19 protein-coding genes are annotated in these 17,570 nt (G+C 59.5%); 7 read left to right on the top strand and 12 right to left on the bottom strand.

The annotated features are described in order from the left end of the window. The first annotated feature begins 86 nt into the window (after positions 1 to 86). Positions 87 to 1,016: an ornithine cyclodeaminase family protein gene (locus tag V9T28_RS17855; RefSeq protein ID WP_116402473.1), complete on the top strand. Its 930-nt coding sequence runs from the start codon at positions 87 to 89 to the stop codon at positions 1,014 to 1,016. A 28-nt stretch (positions 1,017 to 1,044) separates the two neighbouring features. Here V9T28_RS17855 and V9T28_RS17860 read toward each other — a convergent pair whose 3' ends face one another. Further along, the gene (locus V9T28_RS17860) at positions 1,045 to 1,326 is read right to left on the bottom strand and encodes a hypothetical protein (protein WP_116402472.1); all 282 of its coding nucleotides are present in this window, start codon (positions 1,324 to 1,326) and stop codon (positions 1,045 to 1,047) included. A 119-nt stretch (positions 1,327 to 1,445) separates the two neighbouring features. Between V9T28_RS17860 and V9T28_RS17865 the strand changes: the two genes are divergently transcribed. The 4 genes from V9T28_RS17865 to V9T28_RS17880 all read left to right on the top strand — a co-directional run bounded on the left by V9T28_RS17865 (position 1,446) and on the right by V9T28_RS17880 (position 3,658). Then, positions 1,446 to 1,688, top strand: a complete 243-nt coding sequence (locus tag V9T28_RS17865) for a hypothetical protein (protein WP_116402471.1) — start codon at positions 1,446 to 1,448, stop codon at positions 1,686 to 1,688. 3 nt (positions 1,689 to 1,691) lie between these two features. Beyond that, on the top strand, positions 1,692 to 1,895 hold the full coding sequence (locus V9T28_RS17870) for a hypothetical protein (protein ID WP_116402470.1): 204 nt from the start codon (positions 1,692 to 1,694) through the stop codon (positions 1,893 to 1,895). 298 nt (positions 1,896 to 2,193) lie between these two features. Beyond that, positions 2,194 to 3,075, top strand: coding sequence for a hypothetical protein (locus V9T28_RS17875; protein ID WP_116402469.1), 882 nt, complete (start codon positions 2,194 to 2,196; stop codon positions 3,073 to 3,075). A gap of 94 nt (positions 3,076 to 3,169) precedes the next feature. Then, positions 3,170 to 3,658, top strand: coding sequence for a hypothetical protein (locus tag V9T28_RS17880; RefSeq protein ID WP_116402468.1), 489 nt, complete (start codon positions 3,170 to 3,172; stop codon positions 3,656 to 3,658). Between the two features lie 70 nt (positions 3,659 to 3,728). On the opposite strand, the gene V9T28_RS17885 is transcribed toward V9T28_RS17880, so the two are convergent. The 9 genes from V9T28_RS17885 to V9T28_RS17925 all read right to left on the bottom strand — a co-directional run bounded on the left by V9T28_RS17885 (position 3,729) and on the right by V9T28_RS17925 (position 12,824). Further along, complete coding sequence (locus tag V9T28_RS17885; RefSeq protein ID WP_116402467.1) at positions 3,729 to 5,012, bottom strand: L-fuconate dehydratase; 1,284 nt, start codon at positions 5,010 to 5,012, stop codon at positions 3,729 to 3,731. 55 nt (positions 5,013 to 5,067) lie between these two features. Then, positions 5,068 to 5,799, bottom strand: coding sequence for an SDR family oxidoreductase (locus V9T28_RS17890; protein ID WP_116402466.1), 732 nt, complete (start codon positions 5,797 to 5,799; stop codon positions 5,068 to 5,070). A 144-nt stretch (positions 5,800 to 5,943) separates the two neighbouring features. Next, positions 5,944 to 7,011 carry a Gfo/Idh/MocA family protein gene (locus V9T28_RS17895; protein ID WP_116402465.1) on the bottom strand — a complete coding sequence of 356 codons (1,068 nt, stop codon included), beginning with the start codon at positions 7,009 to 7,011 and terminating at the stop codon, positions 5,944 to 5,946. Positions 7,012 to 7,058: 47 nt separating this feature from the next. After that, positions 7,059 to 7,388 carry an L-rhamnose mutarotase gene (locus tag V9T28_RS17900; RefSeq protein WP_116402464.1) on the bottom strand — a complete coding sequence of 110 codons (330 nt, stop codon included), beginning with the start codon at positions 7,386 to 7,388 and terminating at the stop codon, positions 7,059 to 7,061. Next, complete coding sequence (locus tag V9T28_RS17905; protein ID WP_116402463.1) at positions 7,388 to 8,497, bottom strand: mandelate racemase/muconate lactonizing enzyme family protein; 1,110 nt, start codon at positions 8,495 to 8,497, stop codon at positions 7,388 to 7,390. Before V9T28_RS17905 ends, V9T28_RS17900 begins: the two co-directional genes overlap by 1 nt. A 3-nt stretch (positions 8,498 to 8,500) precedes the next feature. Beyond that, positions 8,501 to 9,598 (bottom strand): ABC transporter ATP-binding protein, encoded by a 1,098-nt coding sequence (locus V9T28_RS17910; RefSeq protein ID WP_116402462.1) that lies wholly within the window; start codon positions 9,596 to 9,598, stop codon positions 8,501 to 8,503. A gap of 3 nt (positions 9,599 to 9,601) precedes the next feature. Continuing rightward, positions 9,602 to 10,471, bottom strand: a complete 870-nt coding sequence (locus tag V9T28_RS17915) for a carbohydrate ABC transporter permease (RefSeq protein WP_116402461.1) — start codon at positions 10,469 to 10,471, stop codon at positions 9,602 to 9,604. Between the two features lie 2 nt (positions 10,472 to 10,473). Next, positions 10,474 to 11,370, bottom strand: coding sequence for a carbohydrate ABC transporter permease (locus V9T28_RS17920; RefSeq protein ID WP_116402460.1), 897 nt, complete (start codon positions 11,368 to 11,370; stop codon positions 10,474 to 10,476). 137 nt (positions 11,371 to 11,507) lie between these two features. Continuing rightward, complete coding sequence (locus V9T28_RS17925) at positions 11,508 to 12,824, bottom strand: ABC transporter substrate-binding protein (protein WP_116402459.1); 1,317 nt, start codon at positions 12,822 to 12,824, stop codon at positions 11,508 to 11,510. A gap of 168 nt (positions 12,825 to 12,992) precedes the next feature. On the opposite strand from V9T28_RS17925, the gene V9T28_RS17930 reads away from it, so the two are divergent. Continuing rightward, a complete protein-coding gene (locus tag V9T28_RS17930) occupies positions 12,993 to 13,775 on the top strand; it encodes an IclR family transcriptional regulator (RefSeq protein WP_116402542.1) in 783 nt (260 codons plus the stop codon). Positions 13,776 to 14,007: 232 nt separating this feature from the next. Here the strand turns inward: V9T28_RS17930 and V9T28_RS17935 are convergent, their stop codons facing one another. After that, complete coding sequence (locus tag V9T28_RS17935) at positions 14,008 to 14,175, bottom strand: hypothetical protein (protein WP_245424219.1); 168 nt, start codon at positions 14,173 to 14,175, stop codon at positions 14,008 to 14,010. 16 nt (positions 14,176 to 14,191) lie between these two features. On the opposite strand from V9T28_RS17935, the gene V9T28_RS17940 reads away from it, so the two are divergent. Beyond that, a complete protein-coding gene (locus tag V9T28_RS17940; RefSeq protein WP_245424218.1) occupies positions 14,192 to 15,160 on the top strand; it encodes a lactonase family protein in 969 nt (322 codons plus the stop codon). Between the two features lie 287 nt (positions 15,161 to 15,447). On the opposite strand, the gene dxs is transcribed toward V9T28_RS17940, so the two are convergent. After that, positions 15,448 to 17,397 carry a 1-deoxy-D-xylulose-5-phosphate synthase gene (gene dxs, locus V9T28_RS17945; protein ID WP_339071781.1) on the bottom strand — a complete coding sequence of 650 codons (1,950 nt, stop codon included), beginning with the start codon at positions 17,395 to 17,397 and terminating at the stop codon, positions 15,448 to 15,450. Positions 17,398 to 17,570: the final 173 nt, after the last annotated feature.

A 17,570-nucleotide genomic window follows, 5' to 3' on the forward strand; every position in this document is an offset into this window, starting at 1 on the left:
AAGCGGCCGTTTCGTGCTATGGTCGATCCCCGATGTCGCGTGCATAGGCCGCGTTGCCTTGCACGCACCAATGACGGGAGGTCACAATGACACTCACCCTGTCCGAAGAAGCCATCGCAAGAGTCCTGACATACGAACAGCTGATCCCCTTGATGGAAAAGACACTCTCAGCTTTTTCAGCCGGACGCGCCATCCAGCCTATGCGCAATGTGCTTACGATTGAAGAAGGGAAACGCTTTCTCGGCGTCATGCCGGCTGTCAGCGAGGATGGCATGGGCGCCAAGCTCGTGTGCTTCTACCCGAAAAACGCCGGCACGGGCATTCCGACCCATCTGGCCATGATCATGCTGTTCGATCCAGAAACGGGGAAGCCGCTCGCATTTCTTGACGGACGGCTCATCACCGAAATGCGGACTGCGGCCGTTTCAGCGGCAGTGACAAAACATCTCGCTCCCGAAGGTGGCAAAATTCTCACCTTGCTTGGCAGCGGCATTCAGGCGCATGCCCATCTCCAGGCACTTCGTCACGTCTGCGATTTCGAGGAAGTGAGGGTATGGAGCCGAACGCGGGAGAACGCTCAACGTTTTTCCGAACAGCACAATGCTACAGCGATGGACCTCGAAACCGCAGTGCGCGGCGCCGATGTCGTGGTCACTGCGACACTTGCCGTAGAGCCCATTCTGAAGGGCGAGTGGCTCAAACAAGGCGCCCATGTGAATGCGATCGGCGCTGCCCGCCCAACTTGGAGGGAGCTCGACGACGCTGCCATGCGCAACACTTTGGTTGTGGACTCGCGCGAGGCGGCACTCAAGGAATCTGGCGACGTCATCTTGTCCAAGGCCGCGATCATCGCGGAGGTCGGCGAAATCTTCTCGAGCTTCAAGAATGTGCCTCGATTTGAAACGACCATCTTCAAGTCCGTGGGAATCGCTGTCGAGGATATCGCCACGGCGCGGCTCGTCTACGACTCCATCGGAAGCGACCAACGTGATCGTCAAGACTCTCTCTCGCGATGAGCCCGCTCATACGGGCGGCTGACGAAATTTAGGCTGCGTTGAGCACCATGCTGGCGTCGCAGATATCGTGCCACCCTTCCATGAGCGCCAGCTCTCCGGCAGTTTGAACATGGTCGAAAGCTTCCGCCAGGACCGCATCGTGTGCCTCGCCATCCTCGCGCTTCATATATTCTGCATGGGCGGCGGCAAGTGCTTCCGTCGTATCCAGATGTTCTTTGACAAGAGCTGCACGAACAGCCTCTTCGGCGCGGGCGATGTCGTGGGGGGCGGCATGACCGTGCGTGATCTCAATGTGAAACCGAGCAGTCATTGTGGTTCTCCGGGATTGGCCCTCGGCAAACAGCGCGGCCACTTCGGCTTCGGTCCCCGCTCTGCCTGTCGGGCAATCGGCGCGATGCCTTCGGGGAAAATGGCCTTCGGACCTTTCGTATGGGAGTAGAGATTGCACATGGCCAAACGCTGCGACCGATTGTTGCAGCCGGCGAGCCCAGCCAGCCGCGCTATGTTCTTATATTGTTCTCGCACAAGAAATGGAAATTGTCCATCATTATCGACGCGCAGGACGCAATGCCTGACAAGGGCGATCGGGGCATCTGCCGAGCCAGAAGGGCTGATCTGTGGCAAATGGAAGAGACTGCTGGTGCATTGTCCGGCGGGGAAATCGGAGTCTGAAGCGTGCTCGGTATCTCCGAGTGCATCAACGGCGCGCTGGTTGGCGGTGGCGAGGCGATCTTCGTGGCCTCGCACCGGCTCGCGAGCCTTCAGCGGACCGCTGGACGCGGCAATGTGAGGCGAGGTGTCGGGCCCGGCGCAGGCCGTACGCCGCCGGCGTCGATGATGATGGCGATCACGAGGGGCTCCGAGCCTTGGTCAGCCTGACTGGCCGCTATCTGTCGCACAGCTCCATGTAACGCATTTGACGGTCAGGGTCTTCGTCACCGTGCGTGCCGATTCCAGCAAGCGGAAGCCTGTCTATGGCAAATTGCCCAATTTCGATGGTTGCCGCGCCGGCCATATGTGAGACTATTCGTTGAGGCTGAGAATTTTGTTCGCAAGCGTTGGTCGAGGAAAGCGCTCCGGCCTGCCGGGCGAAACTGCATTGATAACGCTAACCTTGCGGGTCATCGCGCGCGTGGCACGTTGGCGAAAAGGACAAACCAAAGGGAGGGGGTACATCATGCGGCTGCTTTGGACGATCCTACTGGCACTGGCGAGCAGTGCGGCTCTCGCGGCCTCGCCCCAGGACGATTATATCGCGGCGCGCGACAAGGCGATTGCCGCTATTGAACAGCTTCAAAAGTCACATGCCAATCAGGAAGCCGTTGATGCCGCGGATACGAAGGCGCTGGCGGATCTTCGCAACCGCCTCGCCACGATTGTCGCCCCCTTTGCGGTGGCAGGCTTTCCCGACGCCGGCGAGATGAATCTTCAAACCCTCAACCCCGACCCAGGGGAGCAAGGATTTGGAATGCTCGACGGGCTCAGGCATGCTCAGAGCGAAGGCCGGGCGAGCATCGTCGCAACGACCCGTGGCCTCGTCGAGCGCTGGCTCAAGTCCAAAGCAAAGGCACTGCCGTCGAACCTCGATCAAGCCCTGAAACTGGATGACTTCTACACGTCCGCCATGAGCAGCGACGCCACGTTTTCGGGAACGCTCGACTTTCCACTCAAAATGCCTGACGGCGCCGATATTGCGATTGCGCGGCTCGGCGTTTGGGCGCAGGACATCGGACCATGGCGCGAATATGAGCTCGTCGTGACGATCGCGAAAGGCGACAGCGTCCTCATTGCTGATGTTCCTGCCACATCGTCTGTTTCCAAGATTGCGACTTGCGAGGCGATATGGACCTCCGCCGCAGCCACCGCCGAAAAGCTCAACAAGGTCCACGTGGCTTCAAACATCCAGAACAAGCAGGCTTCCGAGGCTGCCGAAGCGGCGGAGAACAAGGGGGATCGCGACTACCGCAAATGCATGGGAGAGCATTTGCCGCACGAATCTGTCTTTTCGGCACTTCTCAAACAGGCACAGGATTTGGCCGATCTCCTGGTCGCCAAATAGCCCCGCCCCCTTACCGCGCCATGAGAGCCGGACAAGCTAACCTGGCACACTGCTAATGCCGTCGTGAGGCCTACAGCAACCAAGGGAGCGGCCAATGAGAACTGCGAACAAACGCGTTTTGACGGCGATCGTGCTGTCGCTGTATGCATGCGCGGCGCCCGCCGCCGACTGGGTCCCATATGGAAATGCACGATTTCAATATTGGATCGATATCCCCCCAGACTTCTCAGCCGTTGAGGAGTCTCAAAATGGTGACGGCGGCGTGGCCACGTCGAAGGACGAAAAAACGGAGCTCAGTGTCTGGGGCAGTTATCTATCGGATAGTACATTCTCCGAAGAGATGATATCGCGGATAGAGCAAGATCAGGCTGATGGCTGGAATGTTACGTATCAAAAGCGGCAGTCAAATTGGGCCGTTTGGTCAGGGACGAAAGGAACGCGTATTTTCTACGAACGCTCGATACCGGTCTGCGCGGAAGCTGCCGCCTACTATCGCCTTGAGTACGATAAAGAGATATCGGAAACGATGGAGAAAATTATTTCCCGCCTGAACAGGTCGCTTCGTTCAGGCCAATGCCGTTAATTGACCAAGCTCGGCGAGCTTTTGAATCAGGTTTCGAAAATCAGCAAAAGCCAATTATTGGGTCCTGACCCTATTTCTTGGGTTCCGCCCACGTGTATGCGCGGATGGAGTCCGGTTTCATCTCGATCGAAAAACCGGGCGCCGAGGGCGGCATATAGGCCGCGTTCCGAATGACGCACGGGTCCACGAAGTGCTCGTGCAGATGATCGACATATTCGATCACCCTGCCCTCCTTGGTGCTCGAAACGCATAGATAGTCGATCATCGACAGGTGCTGCACGTATTCGCATAGGCCTACACCGCCAGCATGCGGCCAGACGGGCAGGTTGTATTTCGCCGCGATGAGCAACACGGCCAAGACCTCGTTCAGTCCGCCCATGCGGCAGGAATCGATCTGGACGATATCGATCGCGCCTTCGGCGATGAATTGCTTGAACATGATGCGGTTCTGGCACATCTCGCCGGTCGCCACTTTCATCGGCGCGACGGCCTGCCGGATCTTGCGATGCCCCGCAATGTCATCGGGGCTGGTTGGCTCTTCGATGAAGAACGGCTTGGCAAAGGCGAGCTCCTGCAGCCAGTCGATCGCCTGGTTCACCTCCCACACCTGATTGGCGTCGATCATCAGATAGCGGTCAGGACCGATGATCTCGCGTGCGATGGCGAGCCGGCGAATGTCGTCATCCAAATCCCGCCCCACCTTCATCTTGATATGGTTGAAGCCGGCCTCAACGGCCTCTTTGCACAAGCGCCGCAATTTTTCTTCCGGATAGCCCAGCCAGCCGGCGGACGTCGTGTAGCAGGGATACCCTTCGCGTTGCAGGATCTCTATCCGCTCCGCTTTGCCGGTCTCGGCGCGCTTCAGGATGGCGAGCGCCTCGTCTGGCGACAGAACGTCCGTCAGATACCGGAAGTCGACGATCGCCAGCACCTGTTCGGGCGACATGTCGGCAACCAGTCGCCAGACCGGCTTGCCCGCTCGCTTGGCCAGAAGGTCCCATATGGCATTGACCACGGCGCCGGTGGCAAGATGCATGGCGCCTTTGTCAGGGCCGATCCAGCGCAACTGGCTGTCGCCGGTGAGATGCCGCCACGCGCGGCCAGGATCTTCGGCGATCCAATCCAAATCGAGCCCGACCACCAGATGCCGCATCGCTTCGATCGCCGCCACGCAGATATCGTTACCGCGCCCGATGGTGAAGGTGAGGCCGTGGCCCGCCAGCCCGTCGTCCGCTTCGAGTACGACATAGGCGGCCGAATAGTCCGGGTCCGGATTCATCGCGTCGGACCCATCGAGATGCTGCGACGTCGGGAAGCGGAGGTCGTGCGTTCGTAGGTTGATTATCTTTGTCATCGTATCCTCGCGAGACGACGTGGTTGAACTTCCGGACGTCCTGCCGCCGATCCCGTCAGATCGACCAACCGCCGTCGATATTGTAGGCCTGACCCGTCGTATAGGTCGCGCCGGCAAGATAAACGGCAAGATCGGCGATCTCCTCCGCCGTCCCGAGCCGGCCCATGGGCTGGCGTGTAATGAAGGCCGCACGCGTCTTATCGTAATCGCCCTGCGCGCGCATGCGGCCTTCCAGGGATGGGCTTTCGACCGTGCCCGGGCAGATCGCGTTGCAACGGATGCCCTGCGCCACATAATCGGCGGCAACTGCCTTGGTGAGACCGATCACCGCGGCCTTGGTGACGCCGTAGGCAAAGCGGTTCGGCACACCCTTCTGCGAGCTTGCCACCGACGCCATGTTGATGATCGCGCCGTCCTTGCGCTCCAGCATGCCAGGCAGAACCGCGCGAATGGTGCGGATCATGGACCGCACATTGAGATCGAGGGCGAACTCGAGGTCCTCATCCTTCATCTCCAGGATCGAACCGCTATGTACATAGCCTGCGCAATTGAACAGAATATCGACACGGCCAATCTCCTGGGCGATGGCCGCGACATCGGCGTTACTGAGCACATCAAGCCTGCGGATGCGAATGCCTTCGGTGCCGTCCAGTTCTTTCAGCACCGTCTCGTTGACGTCCGTCGCATGGACGACGGCGCCCGCTTTGGCGAACGCCAGCGCGGATGCGCGGCCGATGCCCTGGGCGGCAGCGGTGAGGAGCACGGATTTTCCCTTGAGATCAGTCATTGTTACCCTTCAATGTGCTGGTCGCCTCTCGACGACGTAGATGCGGTCTGCAGCCAGAACGACTTTACCGTGCCAGTTGAAAATCTCGAGTCGCTCGACCGGGAGCCAATTTCATAATCCTCGAAATAGATCGTGACTTCCATGTCATGGCATCCTTGCCAGCGGCGTGGCGGGCGCAGCGCTTGATTGATAGGCCGCTTCGACCAACGCCATCGTGTTCCAGCCGTCTTCCACCGAGCTGACGAGTTCGCCATCCTCTCCCGCGACGAAGCGCTGCAAATTGGCCATGCGCCCGACGAATGCATCCGGAAACCACGCGCCTTGCAACGGCACGCGAACCCACCCATTCGCACCTTTCGGATGAATTTCGAGAATGTCGGGCTCGCCGCGCGGATAGTCGAGATTGACGCCGAGTTGCAGATAGGCGGCTCCCTCCGTGCCGCAGACACGAAATTCGCAAGCCTGGTATTTGCGGCCGAATTTGTGGTCATGATTGATCGAAAGACTGCAGCGCACGTTATCGCCATAATCGAGAATAGCGCTGGTGCGCGTCTGCGCAATCTTGTGGGCCGGATGACCAAGCGTTTTCGCGTGCACTCCCTTGGGGCTGCCGAGCACATTCCGGATCAGGTCGATATAATGGATGGAATGCAGCGCGATCTCCACGCGCGGCTCCGTCGCCACGAAAGCCCATAGATGCCACGGCGTATCGAGTGCCAGGAAGACGTCAAAATCGATGACATCGCCCAACCAGCCTTTGGCGATCGCATCCTTCAGCGCCAGCATCATGGGCGCGAAGCGAAGTTGGAAATTGACCGCCGCGACCAGCTTCTTGCGCCGGCAGATTTCGAGAATTTCCGTGGCGTCGTCGAGGGTCTTACCCATCGGTTTCTGGATCAGTGCGGCTGCGCCATCGGGGAGTGCCTTGAGAACCTGAGCATGAAAAGCGGGCGGCGTCGCGAGGTCGAAGACAGCATCTTGCACGGACGCCGCCTCCGCGGCGGTGCGATAGGCGGCGACGCCCCAGGCTTGCGCGAGCTTTTGAGCCTTGGCGAAATCCGGATCATACAGTCCCGCGATCGGAATGCCCGATTTGCGATAGGCCGGAAAATGCGCGTCAGCGACGATCGAGCCCGCGCCGAACGTGACAACCGGTCGCGGCCGCGACGGCGCGGGCCAGAACTGGACCAGCGAGGCCGGATCAAAGGACATGCGTTTCCCTTTCCATGGCATTCGCGCCGCAGGCTTGCAATGAAAGTTCAGTCCACATGAAATATCTCGTCCATTCCGGCCCACCATTCGCCCTCTCCGCGGGTCGTTAGCGGAAGCTGGAGCGGCATATTGATGGCCCACCATTCTTGCGTCTTGGGATCGGCCGCCATTTTGGCGGAATCAGCGGCAAAGTCCGTCCCATGATATTCGAAATAGGAGAAGAGCAAGTTTTCCGGCTGGCGCAGGAAGATCGTGTAATTCCTGATGTTGCAGTCGGCGATTTTGGCGAGCACGTCCGGCCAGACCGCGGCGTGCAGCCTCCTATATTCCTCGATGCCGTCCGGCTTAATGCCGAGAATGAAGCCCATGCGCCGCATCAGCGAATCTCCCAGGTGAATTCCGGAATGCTCTGGCTGCTCACGGCATCCCAGTCCCAATCGATACCGATGCCGGGCGCAGATGGCGCGTAGGCATAGCCATCCTTGATGACCATCTTCGATCCCGTCAAATCGTCGAGTTGAGGAATATACTCGACATATTTGCCGTTCTGGACCGCGCAGGCGAGCGACACATGCAATTCCATGAGAAAATGCGGACACACCGGAATATCGAAAGCTTCCGCCGCATGGGCTACCTTCAGCCAAGGGGTAATCCCGCCGATGCGGCCAACATCGACCTGTACGATCGAACATGCACCCTTCTGCATGTACTCACGGAAATGGCGGATCGAGTAGAGCGATTCACCGATCGCGATTGGCGTCGAGGTCGAACCGTTCAAGCGAACATGCCCGCCAATATCGTCCGCCGGTAGCGGCTCCTCGATCCAGGCCAGATCGAGATCGCGCAAACGATCCGCGCGGCGGATCGCCTCATCGACAGAAAAGCCCTGATTGGCGTCAGTCATGATCTCATAGCCGCTGCCCACGGCCGCGCGCACGGCGGCCAAGCGGGCAAGGTCTTCCGATCCGTGGGGGCGACCAATTTTGACCTTGGATCCGGTAAAACCTTTGGCTTTGGCCTGCAGCGCATCATCGACAAGCGCTTCCGTCTCGATATGCAGCCAACCGCCTTCGGTCGTATAAAGCGGACACTTATCCTTGGCGCCGCCAGCCAGTTTCCACAGCGGCAGTTTTTGCTTCTTCGCGCGCAGATCCCAAAGCGCGGTATCGATCGCAGCAAGAGCGATCGAGGTGATCGCGCCGACAGTGGTGGCGTGGGTCGCAAATTCGAGTTCATGCCAAATCGCCTCAATCATGTCGGCGTCACGGCCAATCATGCGCGGACATAAATGATCGATCAACAGCCGCATCACCGAAGAGCCGCCGGTCCCAATGGTGTAGGAATAACCGGTGCCGGTCGCCCCATCGGAATCCGTGATCGTGACGATCGGTGTCTCCTGACTGACGAAGGACTGAATGGCGTCCGTGCGTTTGACCTTGGGAACAAGGTCCACCATGCGCAGGTCGATCTTTTCGATCTTCGCCATGACCTAACTCCTCAATGATTTGCCAGTTTCGGCGGAGAACAAGTGCGCTTGGCTCATGTCGAAGCTCATGGCGATGCGGTCTCCCCTGTGCAGAGACTTCGGATTGAGCATCCGCGCGACGAGATCCGTGCCATCGAATTCGGCGAACACCAGCGTCTCGTTCCCGAGCGGCTCGGTCAGACTGACGGAAAGCTCCATCTCATGGACGTCTGCCTCTTCGCCCGCATGGATACCGTGCCCCTTCGGATAGATATCGTCGGGCCGCAGCCCGAAGACCACCTTGTCGCCACCCGCCACCTGCGCCCCGTACTGGCGTGGCAACGGCAATGTGGCGCCATTCTCGAAGCGGATCACGCCGTCGGCAATGATGGCGTCGCGCAGATTCATCGGCGGTGATCCAATAAAGCCAGCAACGAAGCGCGTCGCAGGCCGTTTGAACACTTCGTCGGGCGTGCCGACTTGTTCGATGTAGCCGTCACGCATGATGACAATACGATCGGACAAGGTCATCGCCTCAACCTGATCGTGCGTGACATAGATGACGGTGGCGTTCACTTTGGCATGGAGTTTTTTGATCTCGGTCCGCATTTGCGTGCGCAGTTTGGCGTCGAGATTCGACAACGGCTCATCAAACAGGAAGACATCCGGATCGCGCACGATCGCCCTGCCCATGGCAACGCGCTGGCGCTGGCCGCCGGAAAGCTGCGACGGGCGGCGCTCGAGAAGGCGGTTCAGGTCGAGAATATTGGCCACCTCGGCCACGCGCCGGTCGATCTCGTCCTGCGCGCGCCCCGCGATCTTGAGCGAGAAGCCCATATTCTCGCGCACGGTCATGTGCGGATAGAGCGCATAGGATTGGAACACCATGGCGATGTTCCGCGCGCGCGGCGGCAGATCGTTGACCAGCCGCGCACCGATCCTGATTTCGCCATCCGAGATTTCCTCGAGGCCTGCGATCATGCGCAGCGTCGTCGACTTGCCGCAGCCCGAAGGGCCAACAAGCGAGATGAATTCGCGGTCGGCCACATCAAGGTCAATGCCATGCACAACAGCAATAGAGCCGTAGCTCTTGGTAAGTTTCTTTAGCGAGACGATTGCCATGAGTTAGCCTTTCACCGCGCCGGAGGTCAGTCCGCCGACGAGGTGTTTTTGGACGATGTAGGTGAGCGCGAGCGCCGGAATGATCATCACCACGGCCAGCGCACACATCCCGCGCCAATCGATGGTGAATTCGGCCGTATAATCGAGTAATCCGACGGGAAGTGTCTTGGAATTGACTGAGCGGGTAAGCTGCGAGGCGAGTGCGAATTCGTTCCAGCAGGTCAGAAAGCCAAAGATCGCGGCAGAGGCGATGCCCGGGCCGGCCAACGGAAATTCGACTTGCCAGAAGGCCTGCCAGCGCGTGCAGCCATCGATCTGGGCCGCCTCGGCCAAATCCTTCGGTACCTGCCGGAAGAAACCGTCAATCAGCCAGATGGTGAAAGGAATGTTGAGCGCCACATAGGCCAGGATCAGGCCAAAATGTGTGTCAATGATGCCAAGCCGCGCATAGACGAAAAACAACGGCAGCGACAGCGCGATCCCGGGCACGGTGCGCGTGAGCATGAGCCCCAGGAACCACCCCGACTTGCCCTTGAAGCGGTAACGCGCAAAAGCATAGCCCCCCGCCATTCCGATGATGATCGCCACGACCGTAGACGTTACGGAAATGATGAGCGAATTGCGGAAATAGTCCCACACCGGGATGCCGCCTTTACCCACGCCCGAAAACATCGATACATAGGCGTCGAACGATAGCTCTTGAGGAATCCACACCGGCGGCTTGGCCATGATCTCGACGGTCGGTCGAAACGACGACAGCACGATCCACAATCCCGGCAAGCAGATGAAGAGCATCGCCAGAAAAAGTGCGAGCTTGTGGAGAGCCGCCAGCAGGCGCTTGGTGTTGCGGGCGGAAGCGTTTTCGTCGGCCATGGCTACCACTCCGCGCCGATCTGCGTGCGCGCTGCGGCAAGCTTGCGGAAGAAATACCAGGTGAACAAGATCGACAGCAGGATGGACACATAGGCCATGGCATTGGCGGCGCCCATGCGTGCATCCGAATAGGCTGTTCGGGCGATCATCGTCCACAGCAGTTCCGTGCGCCCGGCCGGACCGCCGTCGGTCATGATCTTCACGATGTCATAGGCGCGCGCGACATCCAGCGAGCGGATCGTCATCGCGATATAAGCAAACGGCATCACGAACGGCCAGGTCACATAGCGGAAGGTTTGCCAAGGCGTGCAACCATCCACGCGCGCCGCTTCAAGCGGCTCCTTCGGCATGGCGAGAAGGCCGGCGAGGATGAGAATCGCAAAAACCGATGTCGCCGACCAAATCTCGGCCAAGAGGATCGCGATGAAGGCGAGCGTCCCATCGATCAACCACGGAATGGCGTTCTGCGTGATGCGGAGCGACTGCAGAGCATTGTTCACCAGTCCGATATTGTCGTTGAACAGAAACTTGAATTGGAAGCCGACGAGGATTGGCGAAAACATCATCGGAAACATCATCAGCGTGCGCAGCAACCTCTGGCCGCGCGTCGCCTTCTCGATCAGCATGGCAAGGCCGAGTCCCAGAAGCATTTCAAGATTGAGCGCGATGGTGAGCAAAAGCACCGTGCGCCCGAAGGCCAGCCAGAAACTCCAGTCCGACAGGATGTCGGTGTAGTTTCGCAGGCCGATGAAAACGAAAAAAGTCTGCGGTCTCGTCAAGCGGAAGGGCGTGAAGCTCGAATAGAGCGACAAGAGCAGCGGCACGACCACCACCGTCGCCAGCACCACGATGGCCGGCAACAGAAGAAGTATGGGGGGAGAAAGTCGCGAGCCCTTCATGGTCCTCGTCTGCTTTTTGCACGCTGCATTGGAAATCGCGGCACGCCATTCTCGACGGAACGAGGCCGCGAAGCTGGTCGGGGCGTTGCGGGAGAGGCTGGCAGCAAGAACCGCTCTCCCGCATCGCTTGCCATGGCTTAAAGGGCGCCGGCATCCTTCAGAATCTGCGTTGCCTTCCTGGCAGCATCATCCAGCGCCTGCTTGGAGGTCTTGTCGCCAAGGATGGCGGCCTGCAATTCCGGATAAACCGCATTGGAGATTTCGATCCATGACGGGGTCTGCGGCACGGCGAATGCGTGCGTGGCTTCCTCCTGGAATGCAGTAAGAACCTCCTTCTTGTAGGGATCGTTTTCAGCCTGCTGCAGGTCCCAGGTCCAAACCGCCGTGCGGGTCGGAAGAGGACCGGCGGCCGCCTCCAGCTTCTGGCTGTCTTCGTTCGTCAGCCACCAGACCAGGGAGGCCGCAGCGTCCTTGTGGGCGCAATTTTCCGTCACCGAGAAGCCGTGGAATCCCGACCAGCCGGTCCGGATGCCGGCCGACCCTTTTGGAGCCACCTTCACGCCGACGTTGCCGGCGACCTTGGAAGACTTCGGGTCATTGAAGAACGACGCCCAGCCCGGCCAATCGAGATTGAGTGCCACCGTGCCGGAGGCGAAACCTTGCCCCAGATCGTCCCACAGATAATTCGTCGTGCCCGCCGGAACAGCCTTGGCCTTGTAGAGATTGACGAACCAATCGAGCGCCTTGACACCGGCTTCGGAATTGAACGCGGGCTTGCCTTGCTCGTCGAGATATTTGCCACCGTTGGCGATCACCATCTCGTAGAAGCGGCCATTGATCGCCTCTTCCTTGCCGGCGAATTGCGTACCGTAGAAATCCGGCGGATTGGCGAAGAACTCGGCCTGACGGGCAACCTCATCCCAGGTGTCCGGCGGCGCGAGATCCACGCCGTATTTTTCCTTATAAGCCTTCTTCTTGGCTTCATCCGTGTAGAGGCTCTTTTGGTAATAAAGCGCGGAGACGTCGAACTGTGCACGTGGCAGCATCATCAGCTTGCCGTCCAGCGTCGCCGATTTGATGATCGACGGCACGAAGGCATCGATCTCCGATTTTGGCAGCAGCTTCGACAGGTCGGTATAGACGCCGGCATATTGCGGCGCAAAGGATGAGTGGTTTGAGCCGACGCACCACGTGATGCTGTTTGAGGCGATATCCGACTTGATCTCCTTGTCGAGATCGAAGTGGTTCTTCTTGGAGATCACATTGACCTTGGCCCCTGTGGCCTTTTCCCACTCGGCGATGCGTTCGTAAAGCTTCTCATATTGTTGCCCACCGATGAGCTTGGCGTCGATCGTGACACCACTGAATTTGCCCGGCAGGTCCGCCGCAGCAGCACTTCCCCCGACAACCAGCAACATGACTCCGGCGGCCACACCGGAAAGCGGTTTTTTCATGGTTCCCTCCCTCAGCAGATGATGCGCCGACAACTCCCGCGTTGCGACGCGCCACTCACTATAATTTACAGGCAAACATATTATTTATATTAAAGTCAAGCCGGAATTGGCTTCCATGCGCTTTCCGACTTGCGTATATGAAGATTGCAATTCATTGGGGAAAACACCGTGCAAAAGGAAGACGACCGGTACCGCGCGCCAGCTCTGGACAAGGGACTGGACATTCTCGAATTGCTGGCGAGCGTCGATGGCGGCTTGACCCAGGCTGAAATCGCCAAGCAAATGGACCGCAGCCCGAACGAATTCTATCGGATGCTCGACCGCCTTGTGCGCCGCGGCTATGTCACACGCATCGATGGTGACCGCTATTCACTGACGCTAAAGCTGTTCGGGCTGAGCCAATTGCATGCGCCGGTGCGTCGGCTGGTCTCCTATGCGACGCCCCTCATGCGGGAACTCGCCGAGACATCCTGGCAGGCCAATCAACTGGTCGTCTTCGACCGCGGCTGCGCCGTCGTGATTGCCCAGCAAGAAGCGCCGCGCTATTGGGGCATCTCGATCCGCGTCGGGTCGCATATCAGCCTGTTCGATACCGGCTCCGGTCACGTGCTTCTTGCGTTCAGGTCGCCGGAAGAACGGGAAATGATGATCGCCGAACACTTGCGCAGCAATGAAAAATTCGCGCCGCCGCCGGATTTCTTCGAGCGGCTCGATCAAGTGCGGGATCGCGGTTACGAAATGATGGCATCCTTGCAGACGACGGGAGTCTATAATCTGTCCCGGCCGGTCCTCGCGTCCGACGGCAAGGCGATTGCCGCGCTCACCATCCCCTACATGCCCCTGGCCAACGCGCCGGAGGCACCGGACATCACACGTACGCTCGACCTTCTGAAGATAATGGCAGAAAAGCTTTCGAGTCTGGCTGGCTTCGAACCCGATAAAAAGGACTGATCGCGCGCATGACTTTAATAATTCTCATCTGAATAATTTATTCTCCTGTGAGATATCTTCGAATGCCGTTCTATTACGCCTCAACTTCGCTGGTGAAGCGATCACGCCACTGGCAATGTCGCTAATGCCTCCTTTAAGACCGACGGTAGATTGAAGGAGCCCGGCTTGCGAGAATTGTCAAAAGATTGAGGGATTCGATCCAAATTTCCAACGAGGCATGACTGGGAGGGGTTCAGCGCGGCATCTCGTCTTTGTTGGCAGCCTCAACCGCGAGGCCCCCAATTTCCAGGGCGCGCGCGGCGGCGGGCTCGGTGCATACACCTTCGACGAACAATCGCTGCGGATAGAAAAACAGGCGGAAACGGCCGACATCCACAACCCCGGCCTTCCTGTCGGTCACGCCTGACGGATCTTATGTGTATGCCAATTCGGAAGTCTTCGCCTGGCGCGAGGGCACGGTCTCGGCCTATCGCTTCGAGCGAGAGTCCAAATCCTTCGTCGATCTGAATAAGCAGCCAACGCTCGGCAGCATCACGGCCCACAATACGATCACCCGTGACGGCTCTACACTATTGGTCGCTAATTATAGCATGGGAGACGGCGGCCCCGATCAATCCGTTGTGACCTATGGCTTGCGCGAGGACGGCACACTCACCGCTCCGCTCGCGAGTATTGCCCATGCAGGCACCGGTCCCAATGCCGAGAGACAAGAAAGGTCCCATGCGCACAGTGTTACGGAGATGGTCACGGGCGGCACGGTGATCATCGCCGATCTTGGAATTGATATGCTGGTCTCCTACCCCATCGAACACGATGGCAGCCTGCGTCCGCTCGCGCAGACGCCGCTTGCGGCAGATTCAGGCCCGCGCCATCTTGCCATGCATCCGGGCAACAGGTTCGTGTTTGCAATCAATGAGCTCGACTCGACCATTCTTTCGCTTGCCCTCGATTCCGTTTCCGGCAAACTCGATGTTGTCGACGCAAAGCCTGCAGTGCCGGCCGCCGCGCGGGAATCCAACCATTGCGCCGATATCCAAATTTCTCCGGACGGCAAGTTCCTCTACGGCTCGAACCGTGGCCACGACAGCATTGCGATCTTTTCAGTGAACCAACAGAACGGAGCGCTCGAGTTCCTCGGTTGGACGCCTTGTGGCGGCGCGACGCCGCGCAATCTCGCCCTCACGGCATCAGGCCGTCACCTGTTCTGCGCGAACCAGAACAGTGACCGAATTTCGATCTTCGCCCGCAACGAGCAGAGCGGATTACTGACGGACACACAACATTCTATCAGAATGTGGGCACGCCGATGTGCGTGCGAATCGTCGTTGATGTGGTGCAGGGTTGGACGGGAAACTTGGAGAGCAATTGACCCAGGATTGGAGTGAACCCCTGCGGCTGGACGAACACAGCCTTCGCCGCCTGCCGTCCGCCTTCAGAATCATCGAGTGCTTCCGTGAAACGTTCGATGCGCCGCCGATCGGCATCGGTAATATTAGGAATGAGTGTCGGCAACGTTGACCGGAGCCTCGTCGGGGCAGCCGGCGATCTCCGACTTTTGGCGTTCGAGATCATCCATGCGCGCCGAAAGCATTCTCCAGAAAAAGTTGTTCGACTTTTCGGGTCGGAATCAGCGATCCGCGCAGCGAAAATGCGTCCAACTCAAGACTTAAAGCTATTTTCGATTCTGAAAGAGCGGAAAATGGCTTTCAGCGCGCCGCTCGTTCTGGCTGCTCTTGCCGAGCGTCGCCATGACCTTCGCCACGATCCCCTTGGCATCGAGGCCGGCCTTGGCATACATCGCCTCGGGCTTGTCGTGGTCGAGATAGGCGTCGGGCAGCACCATCGAGCGGACCTTCAGGCCGGTCTCCAGCAGGCCCTCGTCGGCGAGCAGGTGCAGCACGTGGCTGCCAAAGCCGCCCATCGAGCCTTCCTCGATCGTGATCAGCACGTCATGGCCGCGGGCGAGCTTGCACACCAGATCCTTGTCGATCGGTTTGGCGAATCTCGCATCGGCCACGGTGGTCGAAAGTCCATGCGCCGCAAGGTCTTCCGCCGCCTGCAGCGCCTCGGCGAGGCGCGTGCCGAGCGTCAGCAGCGCGATGTGCGTGCCTTCGCGCAGAATGCGGCCCTTGCCGATGGGCAGGACCTCGCCGCGCTCCGGCATGTCGACGCCAACGCCCTCGCCGCGCGGGTAGCGGAACGCGATCGGGCCGGCGTTGTAGGCGGCGGCGGTCGCAACCATATGGACGAGTTCGGCCTCGTCGGCCGCCGCCATCACCACTATGCCGGGCAGGCAGGTCAGATAAGCGATGTCGAATGCACCCGCATGGGTCGCGCCGTCCGCGCCCACGAAGCCGGCGCGGTCGATGGCAAAGCGCACGGGCAGCTGCTGCAGCGCGACGTCATGGATCACCTGGTCATAGGCGCGCTGCAGGAAGGTCGAGTAAATGGCGCAGAACGGCTTATAGCCTTCCGTGGCGAGGCCCGCCGCGAAGGTCACCGCATGCTGTTCGGCGATGCCGACATCGAAGGTGCGGGCCGGATGCACCTTGCTGAAGAGATCGACGCCCGTGCCGGACGGCATGGCGGCGGTGATCGCGACGATCTTGTCGTCGCGCGCCGCTTCCTTGATCAGGCTTTCGCCGAAGACTTTGGTGTAAGCTGGCGCGTTGGCCTTGGGCTTGACCTGCGTGCCGGTCACCACGTCGAACGTGTTGACGCCATGATATTTGTCGGCAGCGGCTTCGGCCGGCGCATAGCCCTTGCCCTTCTGCGTCACCACATGCACCAGCACCGGCCCGTGCGGCATGTCGCGCACGTTTTTCAACACCGGCAGCAGGTGGTCGAGATTGTGGCCGTCGATCGGGCCGACATAATAGAAGCCGAGCTCCTCGAACAAGGTGCCGCCGGTCCAGAAGCCGCGGCCGTATTCTTCGGTCCGCTTGGCCTTGTCGTAGAAGAATTTCGGCAGGCGTTTGGCGAGCTGCTTCACCGTTTCGCGCAGAGACCGGTAGGTCTCGCCTGACACAAGCCGGGCGAGATAGGCCGACATGGCGCCGGTCGGCGGCGCGATCGACATGTCGTTGTCGTTCAAGATCACGATGAGGCGCGACTGCATGGCACCGGCATTGTTCATCGCCTCATAGGCCATGCCAGCGGACATGGCGCCATCGCCGATCACCGCCACCACATTGTTATGTCCGGCGCGCAAATCGCGCGCCACCGCCATGCCGAGGCCGGCGGAAATCGATGTCGAGGAATGCGCCGCGCCGAACGGGTCGTAGGCGCTCTCCGACCGCTTGGTGAAGCCGGAGAGACCGCCGGTCTGGCGCAGGGTGCGAATCCGGTTCCGCCGGCCGGTCAGGATCTTGTGCGGATAGGCCTGATGGCCGACATCCCAGATGATCCGGTCGCGCGGCGTGTCGAAGACGTAATGCAACGCCACGGTCAATTCGACGACGCCGAGGCCCGCGCCGAGATGGCCGCCGGTGACCGAAACCGCGTCGATGGTCTCGGCGCGCAATTCCGCCGCCACCTGACGCAGGGCGCTTTCCGGCAGTTCGCGAAGCTTGTCGGGCGTGGGGACCGTATCGAGCAGGGGCGTTTGCAGGCGTTTCGTCAAGGCAATCTCTTAAAGGTTCACATCGGCGCGGCGCCGGACCAAACAAGTTTCCTACACCAAATTGGATATATACGGCAATTCGGCGGTGAGGCGGCCCTTGCACATGAGAAATCTCACGAAATTGTCCCCGCCCGTTCGTCATCGTCACATCGAAACAAAATATTTGCAGCAGA

It is taken from the genome of Methylovirgula sp. 4M-Z18 (assembly GCF_037890675.1).
GTDB lineage: Bacteria > Pseudomonadota > Alphaproteobacteria > Rhizobiales > Beijerinckiaceae > 4M-Z18.

Bases quoted from the DNA above. Each gene is read 5' to 3' on its own strand.
- V9T28_RS17855 (WP_116402473.1), top strand. From the start codon at position 87: ATGACACTCACCCTGTCCGAAGAAGCCATCGCAAGAGTCCTGACATAC.
- V9T28_RS17860 (WP_116402472.1), bottom strand. From the start codon at position 1,326: ATGACTGCTCGGTTTCACATTGAGATCACGCACGGTCATGCCGCCCCC.
- V9T28_RS17865 (WP_116402471.1), top strand. From the start codon at position 1,446: ATGGGAGTAGAGATTGCACATGGCCAAACGCTGCGACCGATTGTTGCA.
- V9T28_RS17875 (WP_116402469.1), top strand. From the start codon at position 2,194: ATGCGGCTGCTTTGGACGATCCTACTGGCACTGGCGAGCAGTGCGGCT.
- V9T28_RS17880 (WP_116402468.1), top strand. From the start codon at position 3,170: ATGAGAACTGCGAACAAACGCGTTTTGACGGCGATCGTGCTGTCGCTG.
- V9T28_RS17885 (WP_116402467.1), bottom strand. From the start codon at position 5,012: ATGACAAAGATAATCAACCTACGAACGCACGACCTCCGCTTCCCGACG.
- V9T28_RS17890 (WP_116402466.1), bottom strand. From the start codon at position 5,799: ATGACTGATCTCAAGGGAAAATCCGTGCTCCTCACCGCTGCCGCCCAG.
- V9T28_RS17895 (WP_116402465.1), bottom strand. From the start codon at position 7,011: ATGTCCTTTGATCCGGCCTCGCTGGTCCAGTTCTGGCCCGCGCCGTCG.
- V9T28_RS17900 (WP_116402464.1), bottom strand. From the start codon at position 7,388: ATGCGGCGCATGGGCTTCATTCTCGGCATTAAGCCGGACGGCATCGAG.
- V9T28_RS17905 (WP_116402463.1), bottom strand. From the start codon at position 8,497: ATGGCGAAGATCGAAAAGATCGACCTGCGCATGGTGGACCTTGTTCCC.
- V9T28_RS17910 (WP_116402462.1), bottom strand. From the start codon at position 9,598: ATGGCAATCGTCTCGCTAAAGAAACTTACCAAGAGCTACGGCTCTATT.
- V9T28_RS17915 (WP_116402461.1), bottom strand. From the start codon at position 10,471: ATGGCCGACGAAAACGCTTCCGCCCGCAACACCAAGCGCCTGCTGGCG.
- V9T28_RS17920 (WP_116402460.1), bottom strand. From the start codon at position 11,370: ATGAAGGGCTCGCGACTTTCTCCCCCCATACTTCTTCTGTTGCCGGCC.
- V9T28_RS17925 (WP_116402459.1), bottom strand. From the start codon at position 12,824: ATGAAAAAACCGCTTTCCGGTGTGGCCGCCGGAGTCATGTTGCTGGTT.